A 21154-nucleotide genomic window follows, 5' to 3' on the forward strand; every position below is an offset into this window, starting at 1 on the left:
TTCCTCCTTCAATAAACTAAAAGCAAGAAGTGTGCCAGTTATCTGGGACACTTCTTGCTTTTAGTGATACATATAAAGAATATCGTAGAGATAACCTAGTTCTGAAGAGGGGATAGTCACACTATATTTATTTTCTATCCCACTAAGCACTTTTTTCATTACCTCGAAAAAAGAGGGAGGAATTTTTTCTAGTTGTGTTTGTGAGTAGCCAAGGATCGGTTGATTTCTGATTAACCGTTCGATCAGACAGCCGATGTGCACATAAAGAGTCATTTGAATTTTATTTTCAATTTTTCTGTTGAAAAGTATCTCCAGCTGAGAGATGATTTCTTCAATTTCATTAATGACTGTTTCACTATCCAGAATGGTAATTGATTCGATTACCTTTTCTAAAGAGAAATTTTTAATGATTTTCCGATTCACTTCTTCAATTTTTTCAATGGTGAGAAGGGGCGTTAAAGCCTCTGTTAAGACATCATCTTCTCCAGAAATTAATTTTTCTAAAGGAATGTAAGGAACGTCATTAATTTTTGGATTGTCCGTGCCAATTAAGGCGATAATTTCTGTTAGCTGCAGCTGTTCACCAATATTGTTGTGCTTTAGACTATGATAGTCCATAGCGAGAACTTCTATCCCATAATCAGGATGAAGGCTTTCTTCCAGCAGATGTTTTATTTGATTGGCAGTACCAATCCCTGTCATACAGGTTGTAATTAAAACTTTTCGTTGATTTTTCACTGGTAGATGGAGCTTTACATCTAGAGTATGGTGTTGTTGAATATGGTTAATAATCGTTTCGGGAGACTCTCTGGAAATAATCATTTGTCCCACTTGTAAGACAAAAGAGGTAGTCACATTGTTGATAATTCCAATAGTAATTTGATTATTAGGGTGTATAAACTTTTCAATTTCCTGTAAAGAGCCCATATCAACTAAAATAATAAATTCCTGACAGATTTTATTTCCACGAATATAGTCATCAACATTTCTGCCAATTTCTTGGGCAGTAGTGTCTAAAGACATGTCAAAAGCATCAAAAATATGTTGATTTAATAGTCGATTTCCAACATTTGCAAGACTGCTAGCTGTAGCAAACCCATGAGCTAAAATCAACGCTTTTATCTGATTTGATTGTTGATGAAGAATGTTGGAGCTGATAATGTAAAAGGTCAAAAGGATTTCATCTTTTGAATGAAGATAGATATCAAACTTATTTTCTAATAACAGAATCATGTTTCGAGCATTTTCATAAGAATCGGAATAATTGTTGATAAGAAAATTTTTTAACCCTAGAAGGCTGGAGTCTTGGCTCTCTTCTTTTAGGATGGTTTGCTGCATGCGATAGAACACATAGTTTGAGATAGAAAAGACACTCGTTGAAAATACCTTTAAACGGTCTTCATCCTCAAGAAATTCCATAATAGTTTTTACTTTGCGATTAATCATTTGAAGTAATAAACGATTGCTCTCATTTGGTTGATTAAAAACTAAACTATCCATCATCAAGTCAACTTTTAACAAAACTTTTTTTAGAAAATCATTTTTTGAAAGATTATGATCTAATTCTTTGTAGAGCAGAATAATCTCGTCAAATAGCTTATCAATTTTTGATAAATCATTAGAAGTACCTAGTCCTTGCAGTTCAAGAATGTTTGTTTGATCTGAAATAATAATATTTTTTACGGGTCCAAGCAAATCAAGATTATCTGGCAAAGGGTACATTTCATCTGGAAGAATGGAAGTATTAATAACGAGTTGGCTATTATTTTTCTTTTTACGATATTGAAGGGCACACAAATATTTTATGATATTTTTTAACTCTCCAACATTTCCTTTAAAGGTATAGTTTAAGAGGACATGAATCATGCGGTTGCTAATAGAGATTGTGGCGTTTAGAATACTTGCTTCTTCTTTAAAGAAATGATAAATCAATTCTAAGCGCTCTTTTTCCCGACGATCAATTAACTCAGGTAATTCAATTTGAATCGGGATACGACGAATAAAGGTAGTCAATAAAAATTGTTCTCTATTTTCCGTAGTAGCAAAGATTAATCGGACGTGTGCTGTTTTTGTCTCTTTCACTTCACCAAGAGGCGTATAGACACCTTTGTCTATAAAAATAAATAGTTTTTCTTGAGACTCTGGTGATAGTCTATGTACTTCATCTAAAAATAGGAATCCCCCGTCAGCAGCAGCTAACAGTCCTGATTTTTCCTCCTCTGCTCCTGTAAATGCTCCTTTAGTGTAGCCAAAGAGTAAGGAAGAGAGTAGCTCGGGATTGTTGGCATACTGCGCACAGTTTAAAATAATCAGTGGTGCATCTTGTTTAATGCAGTGTTGGTTTATAGCATATTGATGTGCCAAACTGGCAATATATGATTTTCCTGAACCAGAGGCGCCAAACAAAATTAATGGTAGCCCGTTATCTGGATACATGATGGCTGATTCAATTTGTTGAACGGCAGTGCGAAGACTTCCTTCAGATCCGATTAGTTTGCTGAATACTTGCTCACTTTGTTGCGTTAGTTGAGTCAAAGATTCATAGACAGTTCGTTCAATCGAGTAGCCGCAAGCCAATAATAGGTCCTTGGCAAGAAATAAAACAGGACGTGAAGTAATCTTGATGAGTTTTCCTTGTTCTAAAAGCTGATTTAAATATTTACTGACAGTATTCCGCTTTTGAGATAATTCAAGGGAAATTTCACGAGCAGTTAGACCAATAGTTTCCTGAGTATCGATGAAGTGCTGAGTTTGTTGCTCGATACAGGCAATAATTTTATTTTTCAACATCATTTTCCTCCGTTTAGATTTCTTCCAGTATAAGCCAAGAAAGCGGTTGAAAAAAGAAGAATTTAAAAACTGTTCTAAATAAATGCTTTCCGTGTGGGAAGGTAGTGACTCAATCGAACGAAATTGAACAGAATACATTTACAATGGTTATTAAGAAAAATTAGGGAATAATAGTTGATGGATGAGGAAGACATAGGGTTGAAGAATTCAGTTTAGCGAATGTTTTTTTCGATAAATAATAAAGATAAGTAGACATTGGGACTCAAAATCCCATTCTACTTATCTTTATTTTTGCTTAATTATTGAATTTTTTTAGGTCAATAAGAATCACAGACACTAAAAGTTTTACTAGATGAGACTTACATGCTTTTTTTTGCAATTCGAATACTTAAAAGTGCAGTAAGCAGTAACACCAGAGCAAATGCTGGAAATATTAGTAGCGAGCCAGTATGCATGAGACTAATTAAAAATGTGCACAGACTTACGATAAGATAATAACCAAGACTTAAGAAAGCACCTGCAATTCCAGTGAAATTTGAAAAGTTGGCAAGGGCTAAGCTTAGACAATTGGGTAAAGCCATTCCTACACCAGCAAGAAAGATGAATAGACCAAGAATATACAGTAAAACTTGAAGAAATAAACTTAGTTGAAAGAGACCAGTCAATCCAATAAAAAGGATACCAGCTAGTGAAAGTTTAATTCCTTTTTCAATAATTTCCTCTGGCTTTTGACGTTTTAATTCGTGATTGGACAGCCAGGCACCGACGATAGTTGCACAGGCGACTACCCCACCCATAAAGCCATATTGACTTTGAGTGAAGTGGAATCTTTCAATAAAAATAGTTGGTATCTCTGAGTGATAACTGAATAAAAGCCCGTTGAAAAGACCAATTAATAGCGCAAATGCACGTGTATAACGATCAAAGAGCATCGCTTTTCCCACCGCTAGGACTTTTTTTCCAGCCATTTTTTCTGAAGAAAGAGTGCCTGTTTCGGGTAGCCCTTTTAGACTCCAAAATAACAAACTCATTCCCAAAATGACAAGAGATAGAAAAACAACTCGAAGCCCATAATGTTCACCGATAAACCCGCCAAGTAAAGGACCAATCGCTGGTGAAAAGGCTAGTGCAGCTGAAATTTTAGCAAACAACTGATGACGTTCATTTCCTTCATAGTTATCTCGCAAAATGGTTTGAGTAGTTACTGATCCGGTGCTTGCACCAAATGCCTGTATAAAGCGACCAATAAACAGAAATGCAATAGTTTTTGACAAAACGCACAAAATGCAACCTAGAATGTAGACAACAAGTCCAAAATTCATGGCTTTTCTTCTGCCAAAATAGTCTGAGCCAATCCCCCAAAAGAAGACGCCCAATGCAAATGCGATGAAGTAAATACTCAAAGTCATTTGCGCAACATTCAGCTTGACCGCATAGTTTTGGGCAATTTCAGTCAATGAGGGTGTATAGATTGTTTCGCTAATTTGTGGAAAGCCTACTAGACAAATAAGTAAGCCTAAATTTATTTTTTGATTTGTTTTGATGCTTTTTTCCATATAAAAACTCCTAATTTATTAGTTGTCTGGGAAAAAACATCCTTTGGAAGGGAAATGGTGGAATCATGATTTTTATCCATTGGTAAAAGTTCATGGAATCACCCCTTTCTTTATGCGTTAAAGTACATTGTAGCTCATAGCCAGTTGATGTGTCTATGAGTTTACTGTTTTTTTGATTTGAAAGGGGAAAGCTAGTAGTTCGCTTATAGGACCACTTTGTTAATTTTATTTGAGTAGTAGTTATTTTGATTATTTCAGTAGAGCATTGATGCCGGTACAGAAGTGTTCAGCTCTAAGAACAGGTGCTATGTGCATCATTTGAAGTGAAACATGTGGAAAATATCAGTTTTAGATGAACGAATGGATGATAAGAATTGGGTACTGAAGGCAAATCTAGTTGATACTAATTTTGTGAATGATAACAATCCAAGTGGAAAACTTGCTGTTGCGAATGAAGACTTCTTCTACTATAAAAGTAATGGGAAAAAGATGAATATTTCTACAGTACCTATTGATTTGTTTATGAATATAAGCGATACAGAGGCTACTGAATTTGTTTTGGATCAAACCAATGACAATGGATTTTATTATAATCCCAACAGTTCTATGGCGCTAGGCAACTATCATGCCACAGTGAATTGGAGTCTGGTGTCAGCACCAAGTTAAAGAATAAAAAGCAGAGAGTCAGAGTAAAAAGGAGTATGCTTTGACACCTGTTTAGAATGGACAAAATCAAATACGTACGTCACTGTGTCTGTTTTTCAAAAATGGATGCAGTGACGTACTTTTACGTTATTTCTAAGGATTCTAATTTCTAAAGGTGCTGGTAGTTAGAGAGTGCTGGTCTTAAGTTAAAACATGTTATTCCCCAATATCTATTAAGAAATGAAGGCAGCCAACTAAAGCGAACAATATACGAGCCAATAATTATCAGGTGATTGTTATTAAAAAAATGATATCGTGACAAATATAAGACAGCGTTTTATGATGGAGGAACAGGAAGGATTCTTCCAGCCTATTTTCATTTTATCTTACCTATAGTGCTGTGGTAAACTTATTGAAAGGAGGAGGTTTATTATGAAAAAGATTAGAAGATTAGTAGTTGGCGTCGGGTTATGCTTCATTGGGCTATTTATTTTAAGCGCTTGCAACAAAGAGAATACAAACAATAAAGTAGTACATATTTACCAAGTTTCCAATAATGGAACACTGCAAAATAAGGCTGATTATAACCTAGTCGATGGGAAATTGACCATTGATAAAGAATTTCAATTAGCGAATAATATCAATCAGTTGCCAAAGAATTTGAAAGACGATGAAAAGATTAAAGAGACAGAGACGTATTTAAAAAAAGAGTTTCCCAAAGAATCCTTTGATGAGGGAGAGCTGATACAGAACTTCACTCGAATAATTAAATCAGCAGAAGTTATTGTTGATACGGATAAAAAGGTTACTGAGCTAAAGGGAGACAGTTATTCTTATAAATTTTATTGGGTCGATGACAACGAAAAACGAGTAAAAGATGACCTAGGTGTTGAATATGCAGTTGAGTATGATAAAAAGTAAAATAAGACAATAAAAAGTTAACACAGCGAGAGGGTGTTTGTCCCAACTTCAGAGAAGGTGAATTGGCAAATAGCCCTTTTTTTATAATTGACATAACTTGTTTTCATACCTATGAGATTTAAAAGTTTTACCAGTGGTTCTTGTCTTAAGTTTTTAGCCTCATGAAATTATAGATCTGATGATGCATAGAATGGAAGGAAATTTAAGGTCGACGTCTTTTGCTGATTGTAAAATCTTTATACTAGTTTAGTTAGCTTGCGACAAACTTTCGTACTACGTATAATTTTTGATAGAAAAGAAAAAGTAACGTTTTAGATATTGAGGAAAAACAATCTAAATCATTTCTACACTAATTTATTTAAGGAGAGTATGATGGGAAAATACGTTGAATTTGGTATCGGAAATACTTGGATAGTTCGTACAGAGTTTGAAAATAAAGATGGAACGGAATATGAAGTAAAAGGAGTAAGTGGAAAAATTTGTATCAAATCAGTATATGTAAGATTATGGATGGCGAAAAAAGTTATGATTATCGATTCAAGTGAGGGCATCAAATTTAGTAAAAAAAAACGAAATGCTTTTAAGTTGGTATTTGGAATCCACTCTGAGGTTTAAATATTTTCGTATGTATGAAAAAATATCAATTAATTAAATCTTCAAAATATTTTTTATAAGTTAGAAAAGAAGTTATTACAATTAAGTACTTTAAAGATATCGATAATGTAGCTTATGAGTTGAATTTTCTTACTCACTTCTCCTGATTTATAATAAAATAACCTGTTAGTAAATAAGAAAACATTTCTCTCATATAAAAAAGATTAATCTTTCAATAAGTGGAAACGATTGCTTTAAAATATTTAGCATCTTTAAAAAACAATTCTTCTCTACAAATAATAAACATATTAATTAATTCCTGTATAACTACATGTTTATGCTATAGATTATTTAGGCAGACCATAGAAAGTAGCAGTTGAAAGAAATGAGGAATTAAAATTGTTATTAGATATTCGTACATTAATATTTAATGACAAACGATTTAAAAATTAAAGAATGGTTCATAAATTAAAAACAGATGCAGAATGTTTTAGAGATTTAGCGTTAGGTTATAAAACGTTTGAGACTAGACAATAGACCATAAATAAGTTAGCGACATGCTATTACTGCAAAGTTTTAATAGAACAACACAAGAATACACTGGTTTTTGCTAGTATTGCGCGTATTTTCGGCAGAAAAGAACATGAAAAAGAATTTGTAAAAAAGACTATGTAATTATGTTCAGTGAATTAATAAAAAGTAGATATGTTTAAGACTAGTATTTCAAAGAGGATTATAACTGTATTTATGTTTCTATGTAAGTAGTGCGATATTATTCTTTTCGATATATTTCAGATTTCCATATTGGCTGTTGTAAACATCTTGCACCTTACTTCCAGTTTCTTTCTTAATTCTCATCATCGCCCTGAGCCTGAGCCGTAAAGGCGCATTATACTTATCATGGAAGGATAGAAAAACTTTTACCATCCCATTTAATAGTAATAATATCGACATTTTTGATTTTAGGTTTTTTTCGCAACATTTCTTTTGAAAACAAATACAGCAATGTTTTAATAGCAAAAGCATGAGTAACAATCAGGACATTTGGATTATTCAAGTGAATAAGATTATCAGCTGTATCTTTGAGAAAACTTTCCAATCTATCCGTAATCATATGAAACGGTTCAACCATACCTGTTATGTCGGATTTATAAATGACCTCATGAACTTCCTGCAGACGAAAATTAAGTTCTGAAAAATCATTTTGTATCTGTAATTCATTCATCATACTGGAAATAAACGTAGTATTATTTTCTGCTTCCCAGCAGCCCAAACACCACTCACGGAGTCTTTTATCAGTAATAACTTGTAGTTCATTTTGTCCCTGTGCAGTTAATATGGTTTTTCCAGTCTGTAACGCTCTGGATGTATCACTGGAAAATGCAGATGAAAATTGGACATTTTTTAGTTGCTGTCCTAATTGTGAAGCTGCTTGTATTCCTCTTTCAGTTAATGGGGAATCTGCCCACCCCTGTGCTTTATGTAAATAGTTAAGTAATGTTTCCCCATGTCGAGTAATATAGAAAGTAACTGTTGAATTCATGTTTTATCCTCCGAAATAATCCTACGTAATTGCTTCACCTTATCGGCAATAGTCGAACCAAGAAATTACTAACATTGTACCAGAACTACCTGCTCCCAACAACGCTAAAGTAAAAGCGTAACGGCGGAATGTAGATATTAGAAGGAGAATACCCACCTTTTGTTCTTCGACTTGGAGGTGTTGAAATAAAGCTATCTTCAAGTTCAACATAGAAAGAAATAGTTTGATGGTTAAAGAAGTCTTAGATAAATAGAAAAGTGAACAATTCTATTAATAAATTGAAAATATGTGTTTGTGAGGTTATCTATCTTTTTAAAAGCAGAATCACAAAAAAATTCCCTGCCAAGAAACATCTTAGCAGGGTTTTATTTTGGTAGGGAAAATGGTAGGGAACCATATCATTTTTAATGAAAATCAAGCATTTCATAAGTTGAAAAACGTTGATTTATCGGCATTCCCCATTCATATTATGTTGACTCTTTATTCCCACTCCACCGTTGCTGGTGGTTTACTCGTAATGTCGTACACGATTCTATTTACGTGTGCGACTTCGTTTACGATTCGTACGGAAATTTTTTGCAGTACATCCCATGGGATTCTTGCGAAGTCTGCGGTCATTCCATCGATGGAAGTGACTGCACGGATTCCTACAGTGTAATCATACGTACGGCCATCGCCCATTACACCAACGGAACGGATACCTGGTAAAACAGTGAAGTATTGCCAAATGTCACGGTCAAGGCCAGCAGCAGCGATTTCTTCACGTAGAATGAAATCAGAATCGCGAACGATTTCTAGCTTTTCTTCCGTAATTTCACCGAGTACGCGGATACCTAGTCCTGGTCCAGGGAATGGTTGGCGCCAAACAATTGAATCTGGCATGCCTAATTGTGTTCCTAACTCACGAACTTCATCTTTGAATAAGGTATTTAAAGGTTCAATTAATTGGAATTGCATATCTTCAGGAAGACCACCTACATTATGGTGAGACTTGATTGTTTGTGCAGTTTCTGTTCCACTTTCAATCACGTCAGTATACAACGTTCCTTGGGCAAGAAAATCGATTCCGTCTAATTTTGTTGCTTCGTCATCAAAAACATAGACAAATTCATTTCCAATAATTTTTCGTTTTTGTTCTGGATCAGAAATACCTTTAAGTTTATCTAAGAAGCGATCTTTTGCATCAACTTTAATAATATTTAGTCCAAATTTTCCACCTAGACTTTCCATTACTTGGTCAGCTTCCCCTTTACGCAATAGCCCATGATCAACAAAAATACACGTTAATTGGTCACCAATTGCTTTTTGTAGAAGGACACCAACGACACTTGAATCTACTCCACCTGAAAGACCCAGAAGGACTTTTTTGTCTCCGACTTTTTTACGAACTTTTTCAATTTCCATGTCGATGAAATTATCCATTGTCCAGTTGCCAGTACAGCCACAAACATCCATTGCAAAATGACGCAGTAAATCATTTCCATATTCAGAATGACGAACTTCCGGATGGAATTGTACGCCGTAGAATTTGCGCTCACTGTCTTGGATAGATGCAATAGGGCAATCTTTACTTGTCGCTACAACTTCAAATCCAGCAGGTGCTTCAGTGACTAAGTCTCCGTGACTCATCCAAACAGTTTGCTTGTTAGGTGTGTCTTGGAATAAAGCAGCCTGTGCGCTCAATACTTCTAATTCTGCTTTTCCATATTCACGGTTTTTTGCAGGCTCAACTTTTCCGTCTAAGCAGTAGGTAATTAGCTGCATACCATAACAGATTCCTAAAATTGGAATACCTAGTTCTAAAATCTCAGGGTCAATACGAAAAGCTTTCTCATCGTAAACGCTGTTTGGGCCACCAGATAAAATGATTCCTTTTGGCGCCATTTCTTTGACTTCAGCAGCAGTAATTCGGTGGCTTAATAATTCTGAAAAGACTCCAAATTCACGGATACGGCGTGTAATTAATTGATTGTACTGACTACCGTAATCTAAAACGATAATCTTTTCAACATTTGTCATGTCGGAAGTGTTCGTCACATTTATTACCCCTATTCATTTAAATTTATCTCAAAGCAAGGAGGTTGTCCTTGTCTCTAAAATGCAAAATTAATACTTACGTAAAAAAATCTCATCAATGATATGATGTTCAGTTTTATGAAGAATTATATCTGCTCTGCCTCGAGTCGGCAAGATATATTCTTCTAAATTCTTCAAATTCACAGAATTCCAGACATCTTTTGCCATAGCAAAAGCATCTTTACGATCGCCAATCGCATATTTATAGTAATAGTTTTCCGGATCACGAAAGGCGGTATCCAATAGTGCCCCAAATCGATCTAGATACCATTTTTCTATCAATGATGAATCGGCATCCACATAGACTGAAAAATCAAAGAAGTCACTGACATAAATTTGTTGATTTGCCGGCAGTTGTAAAGTATTTATCCCTTCAACAATCAATATATCAGGTTGTTGTATGGTTTCAAATTCTCCCTCAATAATATCATACACATTGTGTGAATAAAGAGGCGCTTTGATTTCTTCTTGGCCAGACTTGACCTGATTCAAAAATTCAATCAGCTTTTCCATGTCATAGCTCTCAGGAAATCCTTTACGGTCCATAATACCGCGTTCTTCCAATACTTTATTAGGATAAAGAAATCCATCCGTTGTAATCAGCTGAACGTTGCGGCGTTTGAAAGTTCGGGAAAGAATCATCTGCAATAAGCGGGCTGTTGTGCTTTTTCCGACAGCAACACTTCCTGCAATACCAATAATAAATGGCGGGACAGGAACATACTCATGGAGAAATAGTCCTTTACTCACAGTTAAAGATTCAAATTCTTTCATATATAGATGAATTAAATGCGTTAATGGCACATAAATATCCTGCACATCCTGCATTGAAATTTGATCGTTAAAGCTTTTTATACTATCTAATTCTTCTTGTGTCAAAGGAGCGGCACCATTTCGGTAAAATTCCTGCCATTCCTTTCGAGCAATTTGATAGTAATTCATTTTGTCGTCCATGTTATCCTCCCTTACCATCACTCTGATTATTTTACCATAAAATAAAACGATTCACCTAACTTTCCTACTGGTTTTCAATGAGAAAAAAGAGAATTTTTGAAAAGAGTCGTATGAACAATTTATTTCTGTTATAAATGTTCTTTAATCTTGAAAAATAAAGAAGAAAAGTTGCCTGTCAAACAAAATAAAGGTAGACTAGGCAAGAGAAGAAATGTGGGAGTGAAGACGATGTCAAATCATTATTATACAGAGCAGCCCGATGTGGCACACGATTTAGAAAAATGGTCATTTGAATTGAAAGGAAAAAGCTTTCAGTTTGTAACAGATAGTGGTGTGTTTTCAAGAGATACAGTAGATTACGGCTCCAGAGTATTAATTGATGCCTTCACATGGGAAGAATTACCAGAAGGCACAATCTTGGATGTCGGCTGTGGGTATGGTCCAATCGGCTTGTCCTTAGGCTATGCAAGTAAGTTTCCAATTGAAATGATTGATGTCAATCAACGGGCAGTGGGACTGGCTGAAGGGAATGCGAAGCGAAACAGAATCGAGCATGCAGACATTCACCAATCAAACATTTACGAAACGTTGAATCAAAAAGAGTATGCGGCAGTAGTTAGCAATCCACCTATTCGTGCAGGGAAGAAAGTTGTTCACGAAATTTTAACGGGTGCGTATCCACTGTTGAAAGTTGGCGGAACGCTGACTATTGTTATTCAAAAGAAACAAGGCGCACCTAGTGCAGAGAAAAAAATGCTTGAAACCTTTGGCAATGTTGAAATTGTTACAAAAGACAAAGGATACTATATTTTGAAAAGCACGAAAGAAGCATAGTTTGTTCTTTTCGCTAGGTAAATCAAGTAGATTTGTCAGGTAAAGTAACTGAGGTCGTGATAGAAGTGTTCAACTCCGAGAAATAAGAAGGAATTCGCGAAGATTGCTCCTCAAATCTTTGGAAATTTCAGCTTATTTTCGAAGAGCTACTTCTGTTCTCGCCGTTTATCAAGATTTTACAAAGGTGGGGGGTAACTTAATTAGTTATTTCCCACCTTTTTTGTATTAAAGGATATAAGGAAGTACTTAGGCAATCCAATAGGGGATTTTTACCTAGGTAATTGATGGGGAATGCTCTTTTTTTGTTGAATCAATTTCTGAGCGTTCTGAATTAGTGCGCTTTCCCTTTTCTTGCGACTCGTTGATAGATGAATGATGGAAAACTATTTGCGGTCAAGTGATGAGTGAATAGCTGTGAGTTAATAGAATAGGATGGATGTCTTTAGGAATGGAATCTAAAAAGTGAACAGGAATGGAAACTGTATAGTTTTTCTTTGAAAAATCATCAAAAAAAGAAAAAGGGGCTTCTTTTTATAACAAAGAAGTACACGTATAGCCATCCTCATTCTTTATACGAGAGTTAATATTTCGGATAGCTATTTTTTTCATACGAAATTTGGTACACTGAATGCGAGTTTGAAAAAGGGGTGGAAACGATGAAGTTGACAATCAAGGAGATTGCTGAATTAGCTGGGGTATCAGTAACGACTGTGTCACAGATTTTAAATAACAAAGGGAGTCGCTTTAGTGAAAGTACACGTGCACGTGTGTTGCAAGTAGTGGAAGAGTATCAGTACAAGCCAGATTATTTTGCTTCAAATTTAATTAATCGTCACTCAAAAACAATTGGAATGATTGTCCCTGATGTGACAGATTTCTTCTTTTCAAAAATTATCGAAGGAGTGGAAAATTACATAAACTCCTTAGGCTATGTCATCATTTTGTGCAATTCTCGTCATAGCCAAGAGAAGGAGAATCAATATCTAGAAGAGCTGGCACATCGTTCGGTGGATGGCATTTTACTCGCGACACCGAATATTCTATCTGAGGAGCATGCCCTAAATAGTGGGTTTTATAAACATATGCCAATCATGTTAATTGATAGGGGATTAAATCAACGTGATAATGGTCGTTTACTTGTAAAAGAATATGAAGGCGCTTATCAGGCAGTAGACATGATGATTAAAGACGGACATAAGTACATTGGTATGTTAAAAGAGACAACGGGCTATTATCAGCTGGAGGAACGTTTCAATGGTTACCGACAAGCATTAAAGGACAATCGTCTGCCATTTACCGGAAGATTTGTGTCTTCAGGAGAGCTAACCGTTTCAGGAGGCTATGAGGCAGCAAAAGAACTACTACAAAAAAATAAAGAGATTACCGCAATCTTTTGCGGGAATGACGCAATGGCTATCGGGTGTTATCAGGCGATTTATGAAACAGGCAGGAAGATTCCAGACGATATTTCAGTCATTGGGTTTGATGGCTTGAAATTATCCGAGTATATTTTCCCGCCACTGACCACTATTCGCCAGCCAAGTTTTGAGATTGGGTACTATGCCGCACAGTTTTTAATTAATGCCATTGAATATCCAAATCGAAAAATGCCGAATAAAACTTTCGAAACAAAATTAATTATTCGTGAGAGTGTGAAGGTGTTGACAAGTGAAACTGAATAAGATATAGTGCGTGTGTAAACGTTTTCTGTAACGTTTGCTATAAAAGGTAAACTGTTTTACTAAAGTGTTTTACCTAATGGTTGATTCATGTATAATGTGAAAGAAGATTTGGAGGAATTTCAAAATGAGAATGGTTGATTTGATAGAGAAAAAGCGAAATGGCCTAGCATTAACGAAAGAAGAAATTCAGTTCATCATTGAGGAATACACGAACGATGTGATTCCTGATTATCAGATGAGTGCGTTATTAATGGCTATTTTTTATGAAGATATGACCGATGAAGAAATTACCAATCTTACCTTAGCAATGGCTAATTCGGGTGAAATCATCGATTTGCGCTCGATTGAAGGGGTTAAAGTAGATAAACACTCTACTGGAGGAGTGGGAGATACCACTACCTTAATTTTAGCGCCTCTTGTAGCAAGTGTTGGTGCACCTGTTGCGAAAATGTCTGGACGTGGTCTGGGTTATACAGGTGGTACGCTGGATAAGCTTGAATCAATTCCTGGATTTAAAGTTGAAATTTCTGATGAAGAATTTATTGAAACAGTGAATAAAAGTAATGTAGCGGTAATTGGGCAATCAGGGGATTTAGCGCCTGCTGATAAAAAGCTTTATGCTTTAAGAGATGTGACTGCAACAGTTGATTCTATCCCGTTGATTGCAAGCTCAATTATGAGTAAAAAAATTGCTGCTGGCGCAAATGCAATCGTTTTGGATGTAACGACTGGAGACGGAGCATTTATGAAGAGTCTAGAGGATGCAAAACGCCTTGCCCATACGATGGTCCGAATTGGCGCACTTGCCGATCGTCAAACCATGGCAGTTATTTCAGACATGTCTCAGCCTTTGGGGGAAGCCATTGGAAACAGCTTAGAGGTTGTGGAAGCTATTGAGACACTAAAAGGAAATGGCCCAGAGGATTTAGTTGAAATGTGTTACGTTTTAGGAAGTCAAATGGTAGTCTTAGCGAAAAAAGCAAAAACGTTAGATGAAGCACGGGCTATGCTAAAAGAAGCATTGACTTCTGGGAAAGCATTGGATAAATTCCGTGAAATGATACAGAATCAAGGTGGAGACACACGGGTGATTGATCAGCCAGAGATGATTTTAACTGCACAATATTCATATGAATTGCCTGCAAAATCAGCAGGAGTTGTCACGAAGTTAGTTGCAAATGAAATTGGGATTGCTGCAATGATGTTAGGCGCTGGACGTAAGACAAAAGAAGATGCCATTGACCATGCAGTAGGGTTAAAGCTTCATAAAAAGATTGGTGAGACTATTTCTGAAGGAGAGTCTTTGTTGACAATTTATAGTAATACAAAAGAAATTGAAGCAGTGAAAGAGTTATTGTATGAAAATATTGAAATCGGTGTGTCAGCGCAAGAACCAAAGCTGATCCATGATATAATTACAGAATAAGGAGTTGGTAAAAATTGGAATTAAATCAAATGATTGACCACACAATTTTAAAAGCAGATGCAAAAGAAGCAGACGTGCTGCGTATTATCGAAGAGGCAAAGCAACATCATTTTTATTCTGTTTGTATTAACCCAACATGGGTGTCTTTAGCTAGTAAAGAACTAAAGGATGAATCTGTTGCGGTTTGTACAGTGATTGGTTTTCCATTAGGAGCAAATACATCTGCGACAAAAGCTTTTGAAACAAAAAATGCCATTGAAAACGGAGCAAATGAAGTGGATATGGTCATTAACATAGGCGCATTAAAATCAAAACAGTATGATGCTGTCCAAGCAGATATTCAAGCAGTTGTTGATGCAGCAAAAGATAAAGCGTTAGTAAAGGTAATTATCGAAATTTCTTTATTATCTGATGAAGAAATCATTAAAGCTTGTGAATTAGCGAAAGCAGCAGGCGCTGATTTTGTCAAAACTTCTACCGGATTTTCTACAGGTGGTGCGACAGTGGAAGCCGTGAAAATCATGCGTGCAACAGTGGGACCAGATATGGGCGTAAAGGCTTCTGGCGGTATTCATAATGCAGAAGAAGCATTGGCAATGGTAGAAGCAGGTGCAAGTCGTATTGGAACAAGTGCAGGCGTTTCGATTGTTTCTGGAACAACTGGAGAAGGCTACTAAATGGAGGAAAAGCGGATGGAGCAAGAATGGAAGGATATCGCAATTGCTGCCTTAGATAAAGCGTATGTTCCGTATTCTCATTTTCCAGTTGGTGCGTGCTTAGTGACCAAGGATGGAAAAACGTATCAAGGAATCAACATTGAGAATGCCTCTTTTGGTCTGTCCAATTGTGCAGAAAGAACGGCATTTTTTAAAGCGGTCTCTGAAGGAGAAAAAGAATTTATTCATTTAGTAGTAGCAGGACATACCCCAGAACCAATTTCACCATGTGGCGCCTGTCGACAAGTGATGGCAGAATTTTGTGATCCAGATATGCCAGTGACCTTGTTAGGTGATAATCAGGTTGAAACGCAGATGACGGTTCGGGAATTACTACCGTATGCATTTACGGAAAAAGATTTATAAACCTTGTTCAATTCAGTCATAGACTGTTGAAAAAAACTCATAATATAGGGGGCTTTACAGAAATGAAAAAAGCAAAATTATTTGGTCTTGGTGCGGTGGCATTAACAGCGGCACTTGTGTTAGGCGCGTGTGGAAAAGGCGGAACAGATTCTACAGATTCAACTGGTGGAAGTGCATCAGGAAAGACAGATGCCGAACATAGTGTTGTTATCGTAACAGATGTTGGCGGAGTAGACGACCGTTCATTTAACCAATCTGCTTGGGAAGGTCTTCAAGCTTGGGGAAAAGAGCACGATATTTCTAGAGGCGCAAACGGCTATGACTTTATTCAGTCAGATGATGCATCTCAGTACACAACAAATGTGGATTCAGCAGTCTCTCAAGGGTTTAAAACAGTCTTTGGTATTGGATACTTACTAAAAGATTCAATTGCAGCTGGAGCAACAGCCAATCCAGATGTAAACTTTGCTTTAATTGATGATGTCATTGAAAATCAAGACAATGTTGTTTCTGCAACATTTAAAGATAATGAAGCAGCTTACCTAGCAGGATATGCAGCAGCCTACACAACAAAAACAGATAAACTAGGCTTTATCGGCGGGGAAGAAGGCGTAGTAATCGATCGCTTCCAAGCTGGATTTGAAAAAGGCGTAGCAGATGCTGCGAAAGAATTGAAAAAAGATATTAAAGTTGATGTGAAATATGCAGCTTCATTTGGTGATTCAGCAAAAGGAAAAGCATTAGCAGCGGCAATGTATCAAGGTGGAGTAGATATTATTTATCATGCTTCAGGCGGTACAGGAGCGGGTGTCTTCCAAGAAGCGAAAGCATTGAACGAAGCAGGCGACAAAGATAAAGTTTGGGTTATCGGCGTAGATAGCGACCAACAAGATGAAGGAAAATACAAAAATAAAAAAGAAGGAAAAGATGATAATTTTACTTTGACTTCTACACTTAAAGGCGTGGGTGCTGCAGTAGAAGATATTTCTACTCGTGCACTAGAAGGAAAATTCCCTGGTGGAGAACATTTAGTTTATGGCTTGAAAGATGGCGGAGTAGATTTAACTGATGGATTCCTTTCAGATGAAGCAAAAACTGCCGTAGCCTCTGCAAAAGAAAAAGTAATTGCGGGCGACGTTGAAGTACCAGAAGCACCAGCTAAGTAATAGAAGCAATTTCATAGCCTTGTTGAACGATTTGTTTAGCAGGGCTATGCTTCAATCAAAAATGATAGTCTTTTAGGAAAGCTGCGCTTTTAAGCATTGTTTTCCTAAGAGTCTAATCACTCTCAAAAGTATTAAATATTATAGAAATAGCACTTATTTGTAGACTGTTGCAAGGGATTAAAAATCGTTAGGATGTGGAAAAACGTGGTTCAAGAAAACTTTGTCATTGAGATGCGTGACATTACAAAGCAATTTGGCACTTTTAAAGCAAATGACCAAATTAATTTGCAAGTGAAGCGTGGAGAAATTCATGCATTGTTGGGAGAAAATGGCGCTGGAAAGTCAACGTTAATGAATGTTTTGTCAGGCTTACTGCAACCAACCTCTGGAGATATCTATATGGATGGAAAAAAAGTTGCTATTTCGAGTCCGACTGTTGCCAATCGTTTAGGAATCGGAATGGTTCATCAGCATTTTATGCTAGTGGATGCCTTTACAGTAACAGAGAACATTATCTTAGGAAATGAACCGAACCGGTTGGGGATTTTAGATCGTAGAAAAGCAGTAAAAGAGATTGAAAAGCTTTCTGAGCAATATGGGCTTTCTGTAAAGTCAAATGCTTATATTCGTGATATTTCTGTAGGGATGCAACAGAGGGTGGAGATTTTAAAAACGTTGTATCGTGGAGCGGATGTTCTGATTTTTGACGAGCCGACTGCAGTGTTAACCCCTCAGGAAATTGAGGAGTTAATGGACATTATGCATGGGTTGGTAAAAGAAGGAAAGTCAATTATCTTAATTACTCATAAGCTGGATGAAATTAAAAAAGTTGCTGATCGATGTACAGTGATTCGCCGAGGAAAAAGTATTGGGACAGTTGATGTGAAAAATGTTTCTTCTCAACAATTAGCAGATATGATGGTAGGGCGTTCAGTTTCCTTTAAAACAGAGAAGAAACCAGCTGAACCTAAAGAAGTTGTTTTATCTGTTGAAAATATTGAGGTAAAAGAAAATCGTGGATTAACAGCAGTGAAAAATTTAAGTTTAGAGGTTCGTGCTGGAGAGGTGTTAGGGATTGCCGGAATTGATGGAAATGGACAAACTGAGTTGATACAGGCACTTACAGGGCTTAAAAAAGTGGAGTCTGGGAAAGTTCTGTTAAACGGTGATGACATTACGAACAAATCACCACGTAAAATTACAGAAGCAGGTGTGGGGCATGTTCCAGAAGATAGGCACAAATATGGACTTGTTTTAGATATGACACTTGCAGAAAATATCGCCTTACAAACTTATTATCAAGAGCCTATTAGTGAGCACGGCATCTTGAACTATAATGAAATGAATCAACTTGCTCGTGAACTGATTGAAGAATTTGATGTTCGAACTACCAATGAATTAGTTCCTGCGCGAGCTCTTTCTGGAGGGAATCAGCAAAAAGCAATTATCGCACGTGAAATCCATCGAGATCCTGATTTATTAATCGTTTCTCAACCGACTCGAGGTCTAGATGTAGGAGCGATTGAATATATCCATAAACGACTAATTGAACAGCGGAATAAAAATAAAGCCGTACTAGTGGTCAGCTTTGAGCTAGATGAAATTCTGAACGTCTCTGATCGCATTGCTGTTTTACATGGAGGACAAATTGTAGGGATTGTAAATCCTGCAGAAACGTCTGAAAATGAATTGGGTCTAATGATGGCAGGCTATTCATTAGAGGACGCACGTAAAGAGCTAAATAAGGTAGAGGTAGGTGGTTCCGATGAGTAGTCAATCAGAAAAACTTCGGAATATTTTAGTACCGGTTCTGTCTGTTGTGATGGGATTTGCATTAGGCGCAGTGATTATGCTGATTTTTGGCTATGAGCCGATTACGGGTTATCAAGCTATGTTTCAAACAGCATTTAGAGATCAAAAAAGTATTGGGGAAATTTTTGTTATGACTGCCCCGCTAATATTCACTGCATTAGGCTTTTCTGTTGCCAATTCAGCCGGATTCTTTAACATTGGGCTATCTGGACAAGCACTATGCGGCTGGGTAGCAAGTATTTGGGTCGCTCTTTCAATGCCAGATACATCTAAATGGATTGTTTTACCAGTTTCGGTCATCACTGGTACATTAGCAGGTGCCGTTGCCGCAGCGATTCCAGGGATTTTACGTGCATACTTTGGAACGAGTGAAGTAATTGTAACAATTATGCTAAACTATGTGTTTCTTTATGCAAGTACACATATTGCCAATAATGTTATGGATTCTGATATTATGAACAATAAAGGAGTAACCAAGATGATTGGCGCAAACGGCTCTCTTCGAGTGGATTGGCTGACACAAATGACTGGTGGCTCCCGGTTAAGTACAGGTATTTTCTTAGCACTCCTTTTCTTAGTGCTTGTCTGGGTATTAATGAAGAAAACGACTTTAGGTTATGAAATTCGTTCGGTGGGATTGAATCCTTTTGCTTCGGAGTATGCGGGAATGAGTAGTAAACGAACAATCATCACTTCCATGATTATTTCAGGTGGTTTAGCTGGAATGGGTGGGGTTGTTCAAGGATTAGGAACCTTCCAATATTTCTTTGTTCAAGGCTCTTCGTTGAGTATTGGCTTTGACGGAATGGCAGTTTCTTTACTAGGTGCTGGAAGTTCTGTGGGTATTTTCTTAGCAGCTATTCTATTCAGTATTTTAAAACTTGGTGGACAAGGAATGCAGTTTGTGGGTATTCCGCCAGAATTAGTAGATGTTGTGATTGCCTCAATTATCTTCTTTGTTGGTATCAGTTATTTAATTCGATTTATCTTAGCAAAAACTTCTGGAAGCAAAAAAGAAGTGGCAGTGGTTGAAACGATTGAAAGTAAACCAAGCGACGAAGATCAAGAAGGAGGGGTCCTCTAATGAACATTTCATTAATTGCATCAATTGTGACGCAAACATTAGTGTATGCCACACCCTTGATATTGACTGCATTGGGTGGTGTATTTTCAGAACGTAGCGGGATTGTGAACGTAGGACTTGAAGGAATCATGGTTATGGGGGCATTTAGTGCAATTACCTTTAACTTAACTTTTGCAGAAAGCTTGGGACCTTGGGCGCCATGGGTAGCAGTTATTGTCGGAGGATTAGTCGGAATGTTGTTTTCTACACTGCACGCAGTAGCTACGGTCAATCTTCGGGCAGACCATATTATCAGTGGAACAGTGATTAACTTAATGGCTCCCGCATTAGCTGTCTTTTTGGTAAAGGTGATTTATCAAAAAGGGCAAACAGATAATATTGATCAAATCTTTGGTTATTTTAGTTTCCCTGTATTGCAGGACATTCCAGTTCTTGGTCCAATTTTCTTCAAAAACACGACTTTACCAGGTTACTTTGCAATCCTCATTGCCATTTTAGCATGGTTTATTGTGTACAAAACAAGATTTGGTTTGCGGTTACGCGCAGTTGGAGAAAATCCTCAGGCAGCAGATACCTTAGGAATTAATGTCTATCTTATGCGTTATTCAGGCGTATTGTTGTCAGGTTTCTTTGGTGGAATGGGTGGTGCGATTTTTGCCCAGTCTATCTCAGGTCGTTTCTCAGTTACTACAATCGCCGGACAAGGATTTATTGCGATGGCGGCAATGATTTTTGGAAAATGGAATCCGCTTGGTGCAATGGGAGCGGCAATTTTCTTTGGATTTGCTCAAAACATCAGTATCGTAGGCGCCAATCTTCCTGTAATCTCTTCTATTCCAGAGGTGTATTTACAAGCAGCACCATATGTGTTGACTATCTTGGTTCTTGTTATTTTTTTAGGAAAAGCGTCTGGACCAAAAGCCAATGGAAAGAATTATATTAAATCTAAATAATGTTATTTTGAAAAAGGGTGGGACTAAGGGACAGCG

The 21154-nt window shown here is 36.8% G+C and carries 17 protein-coding genes and 1 pseudogene; 12 read left to right on the forward strand and 6 right to left on the reverse strand.

Annotated features, from left to right (window positions below; all coding sequences use genetic code 11):
* Nucleotides 1-60 precede the first annotated feature (60 nt).
* A complete protein-coding gene (locus I589_RS11255) occupies nt 61-2790 on the reverse strand; it encodes a sigma 54-interacting transcriptional regulator (protein ID WP_010767886.1) in 2730 nt (909 codons plus the stop codon).
* Nucleotides 2791-3149: 359 nt separating this feature from the next.
* Nucleotides 3150-4346: a multidrug effflux MFS transporter gene (locus I589_RS11260; protein ID WP_010767887.1), complete on the reverse strand. Its 1197-nt coding sequence runs from the start codon at nt 4344-4346 to the stop codon at nt 3150-3152.
* Nucleotides 4347-4676: 330 nt separating this feature from the next.
* On the opposite strand from I589_RS11260, the gene I589_RS11265 reads away from it, so the two are divergent.
* The 3 genes from I589_RS11265 to I589_RS11275 all read left to right on the forward strand — a co-directional run bounded on the left by I589_RS11265 (nt 4677) and on the right by I589_RS11275 (nt 6527).
* Nucleotides 4677-5012, forward strand: a complete 336-nt coding sequence (locus I589_RS11265) for a hypothetical protein (RefSeq protein ID WP_034685196.1) — start codon at nt 4677-4679, stop codon at nt 5010-5012.
* A gap of 411 nt (nt 5013-5423) precedes the next feature.
* Nucleotides 5424-5912 (forward strand): hypothetical protein, encoded by a 489-nt coding sequence (locus tag I589_RS11270; protein WP_010767889.1) that lies wholly within the window; start codon nt 5424-5426, stop codon nt 5910-5912.
* A 372-nt stretch (nt 5913-6284) separates the two neighbouring features.
* Nucleotides 6285-6527 carry a DUF3977 family protein gene (locus tag I589_RS11275; RefSeq protein ID WP_010767890.1) on the forward strand — a complete coding sequence of 81 codons (243 nt, stop codon included), beginning with the start codon at nt 6285-6287 and terminating at the stop codon, nt 6525-6527.
* A gap of 53 nt (nt 6528-6580) precedes the next feature.
* Here the strand turns inward: I589_RS11275 and I589_RS18800 are convergent.
* The 4 genes and pseudogenes from I589_RS18800 to coaA form a co-directional block, all read right to left on the reverse strand.
* Nucleotides 6581-6712: pseudogene (locus I589_RS18800) on the reverse strand (hypothetical protein); the annotation flags it as partial.
* 692 nt (nt 6713-7404) lie between these two features.
* On the reverse strand, nt 7405-8049 hold the full coding sequence (locus I589_RS11280) for a histidine phosphatase family protein (protein WP_010767891.1): 645 nt from the start codon (nt 8047-8049) through the stop codon (nt 7405-7407).
* 480 nt (nt 8050-8529) lie between these two features.
* Nucleotides 8530-10086: a glutamine-hydrolyzing GMP synthase gene (gene guaA / locus I589_RS11285; RefSeq protein ID WP_010767892.1), complete on the reverse strand. Its 1557-nt coding sequence runs from the start codon at nt 10084-10086 to the stop codon at nt 8530-8532.
* Between the two features lie 69 nt (nt 10087-10155).
* Nucleotides 10156-11079: a type I pantothenate kinase gene (coaA, locus tag I589_RS11290; RefSeq protein WP_010767893.1), complete on the reverse strand. Its 924-nt coding sequence runs from the start codon at nt 11077-11079 to the stop codon at nt 10156-10158.
* A 228-nt stretch (nt 11080-11307) separates the two neighbouring features.
* On the opposite strand from coaA, the gene I589_RS11295 reads away from it, so the two are divergent.
* From I589_RS11295 to I589_RS11335, 9 genes are all read left to right on the forward strand, one after another.
* A complete protein-coding gene (locus I589_RS11295) occupies nt 11308-11913 on the forward strand; it encodes a class I SAM-dependent methyltransferase (protein ID WP_010767894.1) in 606 nt (201 codons plus the stop codon).
* Between the two features lie 656 nt (nt 11914-12569).
* A complete protein-coding gene (locus I589_RS11300) occupies nt 12570-13595 on the forward strand; it encodes a LacI family DNA-binding transcriptional regulator (protein ID WP_010767895.1) in 1026 nt (341 codons plus the stop codon).
* Nucleotides 13596-13719: 124 nt separating this feature from the next.
* Nucleotides 13720-15021 (forward strand): pyrimidine-nucleoside phosphorylase, encoded by a 1302-nt coding sequence (locus tag I589_RS11305; protein ID WP_010767896.1) that lies wholly within the window; start codon nt 13720-13722, stop codon nt 15019-15021.
* A 14-nt stretch (nt 15022-15035) separates the two neighbouring features.
* The gene (gene deoC, locus I589_RS11310) at nt 15036-15698 is read left to right on the forward strand and encodes a deoxyribose-phosphate aldolase (RefSeq protein ID WP_010767897.1); all 663 of its coding nucleotides are present in this window, start codon (nt 15036-15038) and stop codon (nt 15696-15698) included.
* Nucleotides 15699-15713: 15 nt separating this feature from the next.
* On the forward strand, nt 15714-16103 hold the full coding sequence (locus I589_RS11315; RefSeq protein ID WP_010767898.1) for a cytidine deaminase: 390 nt from the start codon (nt 15714-15716) through the stop codon (nt 16101-16103).
* A gap of 62 nt (nt 16104-16165) precedes the next feature.
* Complete coding sequence (locus tag I589_RS11320; protein ID WP_010767899.1) at nt 16166-17269, forward strand: BMP family lipoprotein; 1104 nt, start codon at nt 16166-16168, stop codon at nt 17267-17269.
* A gap of 204 nt (nt 17270-17473) precedes the next feature.
* Complete coding sequence (locus tag I589_RS11325; protein ID WP_010767900.1) at nt 17474-19042, forward strand: ABC transporter ATP-binding protein; 1569 nt, start codon at nt 17474-17476, stop codon at nt 19040-19042.
* Entirely contained in the window at nt 19035-20165 is a 1131-nt protein-coding gene (locus I589_RS11330) for an ABC transporter permease (protein ID WP_010767901.1), read from the forward strand. Before I589_RS11325 ends, I589_RS11330 begins: the two co-directional genes overlap by 8 nt.
* Nucleotides 20165-21118, forward strand: a complete 954-nt coding sequence (locus I589_RS11335; RefSeq protein WP_010767902.1) for an ABC transporter permease — start codon at nt 20165-20167, stop codon at nt 21116-21118. Before I589_RS11330 ends, I589_RS11335 begins: the two co-directional genes overlap by 1 nt.
* Nucleotides 21119-21154 lie beyond the last annotated feature (36 nt).

Origin of the sequence: Enterococcus phoeniculicola ATCC BAA-412, assembly GCF_000407505.1 — a bacterium.
Taxonomy (GTDB): Bacteria; Bacillota; Bacilli; order Lactobacillales; family Enterococcaceae; genus Enterococcus_K; species Enterococcus_K phoeniculicola.

Excerpts from the sequence above, each read along its gene's own strand:
- I589_RS11255 (WP_010767886.1), bottom strand. The coding sequence starts at position 2,790 with ATGTTGAAAAATAAAATTATTGCCTGTATCGAGCAACAAACTCAGCAC.
- I589_RS11260 (WP_010767887.1), bottom strand. The coding sequence starts at position 4,346 with ATGGAAAAAAGCATCAAAACAAATCAAAAAATAAATTTAGGCTTACTT.
- I589_RS11265 (WP_034685196.1), top strand. The coding sequence starts at position 4,677 with ATGTGGAAAATATCAGTTTTAGATGAACGAATGGATGATAAGAATTGG.
- I589_RS11270 (WP_010767889.1), top strand. The coding sequence starts at position 5,424 with ATGAAAAAGATTAGAAGATTAGTAGTTGGCGTCGGGTTATGCTTCATT.
- I589_RS11275 (WP_010767890.1), top strand. The coding sequence starts at position 6,285 with ATGGGAAAATACGTTGAATTTGGTATCGGAAATACTTGGATAGTTCGT.
- I589_RS11280 (WP_010767891.1), bottom strand. The coding sequence starts at position 8,049 with ATGAATTCAACAGTTACTTTCTATATTACTCGACATGGGGAAACATTA.
- coaA (WP_010767893.1), bottom strand. The coding sequence starts at position 11,079 with ATGGACGACAAAATGAATTACTATCAAATTGCTCGAAAGGAATGGCAG.
- I589_RS11295 (WP_010767894.1), top strand. The coding sequence starts at position 11,308 with ATGTCAAATCATTATTATACAGAGCAGCCCGATGTGGCACACGATTTA.
- I589_RS11300 (WP_010767895.1), top strand. The coding sequence starts at position 12,570 with ATGAAGTTGACAATCAAGGAGATTGCTGAATTAGCTGGGGTATCAGTA.
- I589_RS11305 (WP_010767896.1), top strand. The coding sequence starts at position 13,720 with ATGAGAATGGTTGATTTGATAGAGAAAAAGCGAAATGGCCTAGCATTA.
- I589_RS11315 (WP_010767898.1), top strand. The coding sequence starts at position 15,714 with ATGGAGCAAGAATGGAAGGATATCGCAATTGCTGCCTTAGATAAAGCG.
- I589_RS11320 (WP_010767899.1), top strand. The coding sequence starts at position 16,166 with ATGAAAAAAGCAAAATTATTTGGTCTTGGTGCGGTGGCATTAACAGCG.
- I589_RS11330 (WP_010767901.1), top strand. The coding sequence starts at position 19,035 with ATGAGTAGTCAATCAGAAAAACTTCGGAATATTTTAGTACCGGTTCTG.
- I589_RS11335 (WP_010767902.1), top strand. The coding sequence starts at position 20,165 with ATGAACATTTCATTAATTGCATCAATTGTGACGCAAACATTAGTGTAT.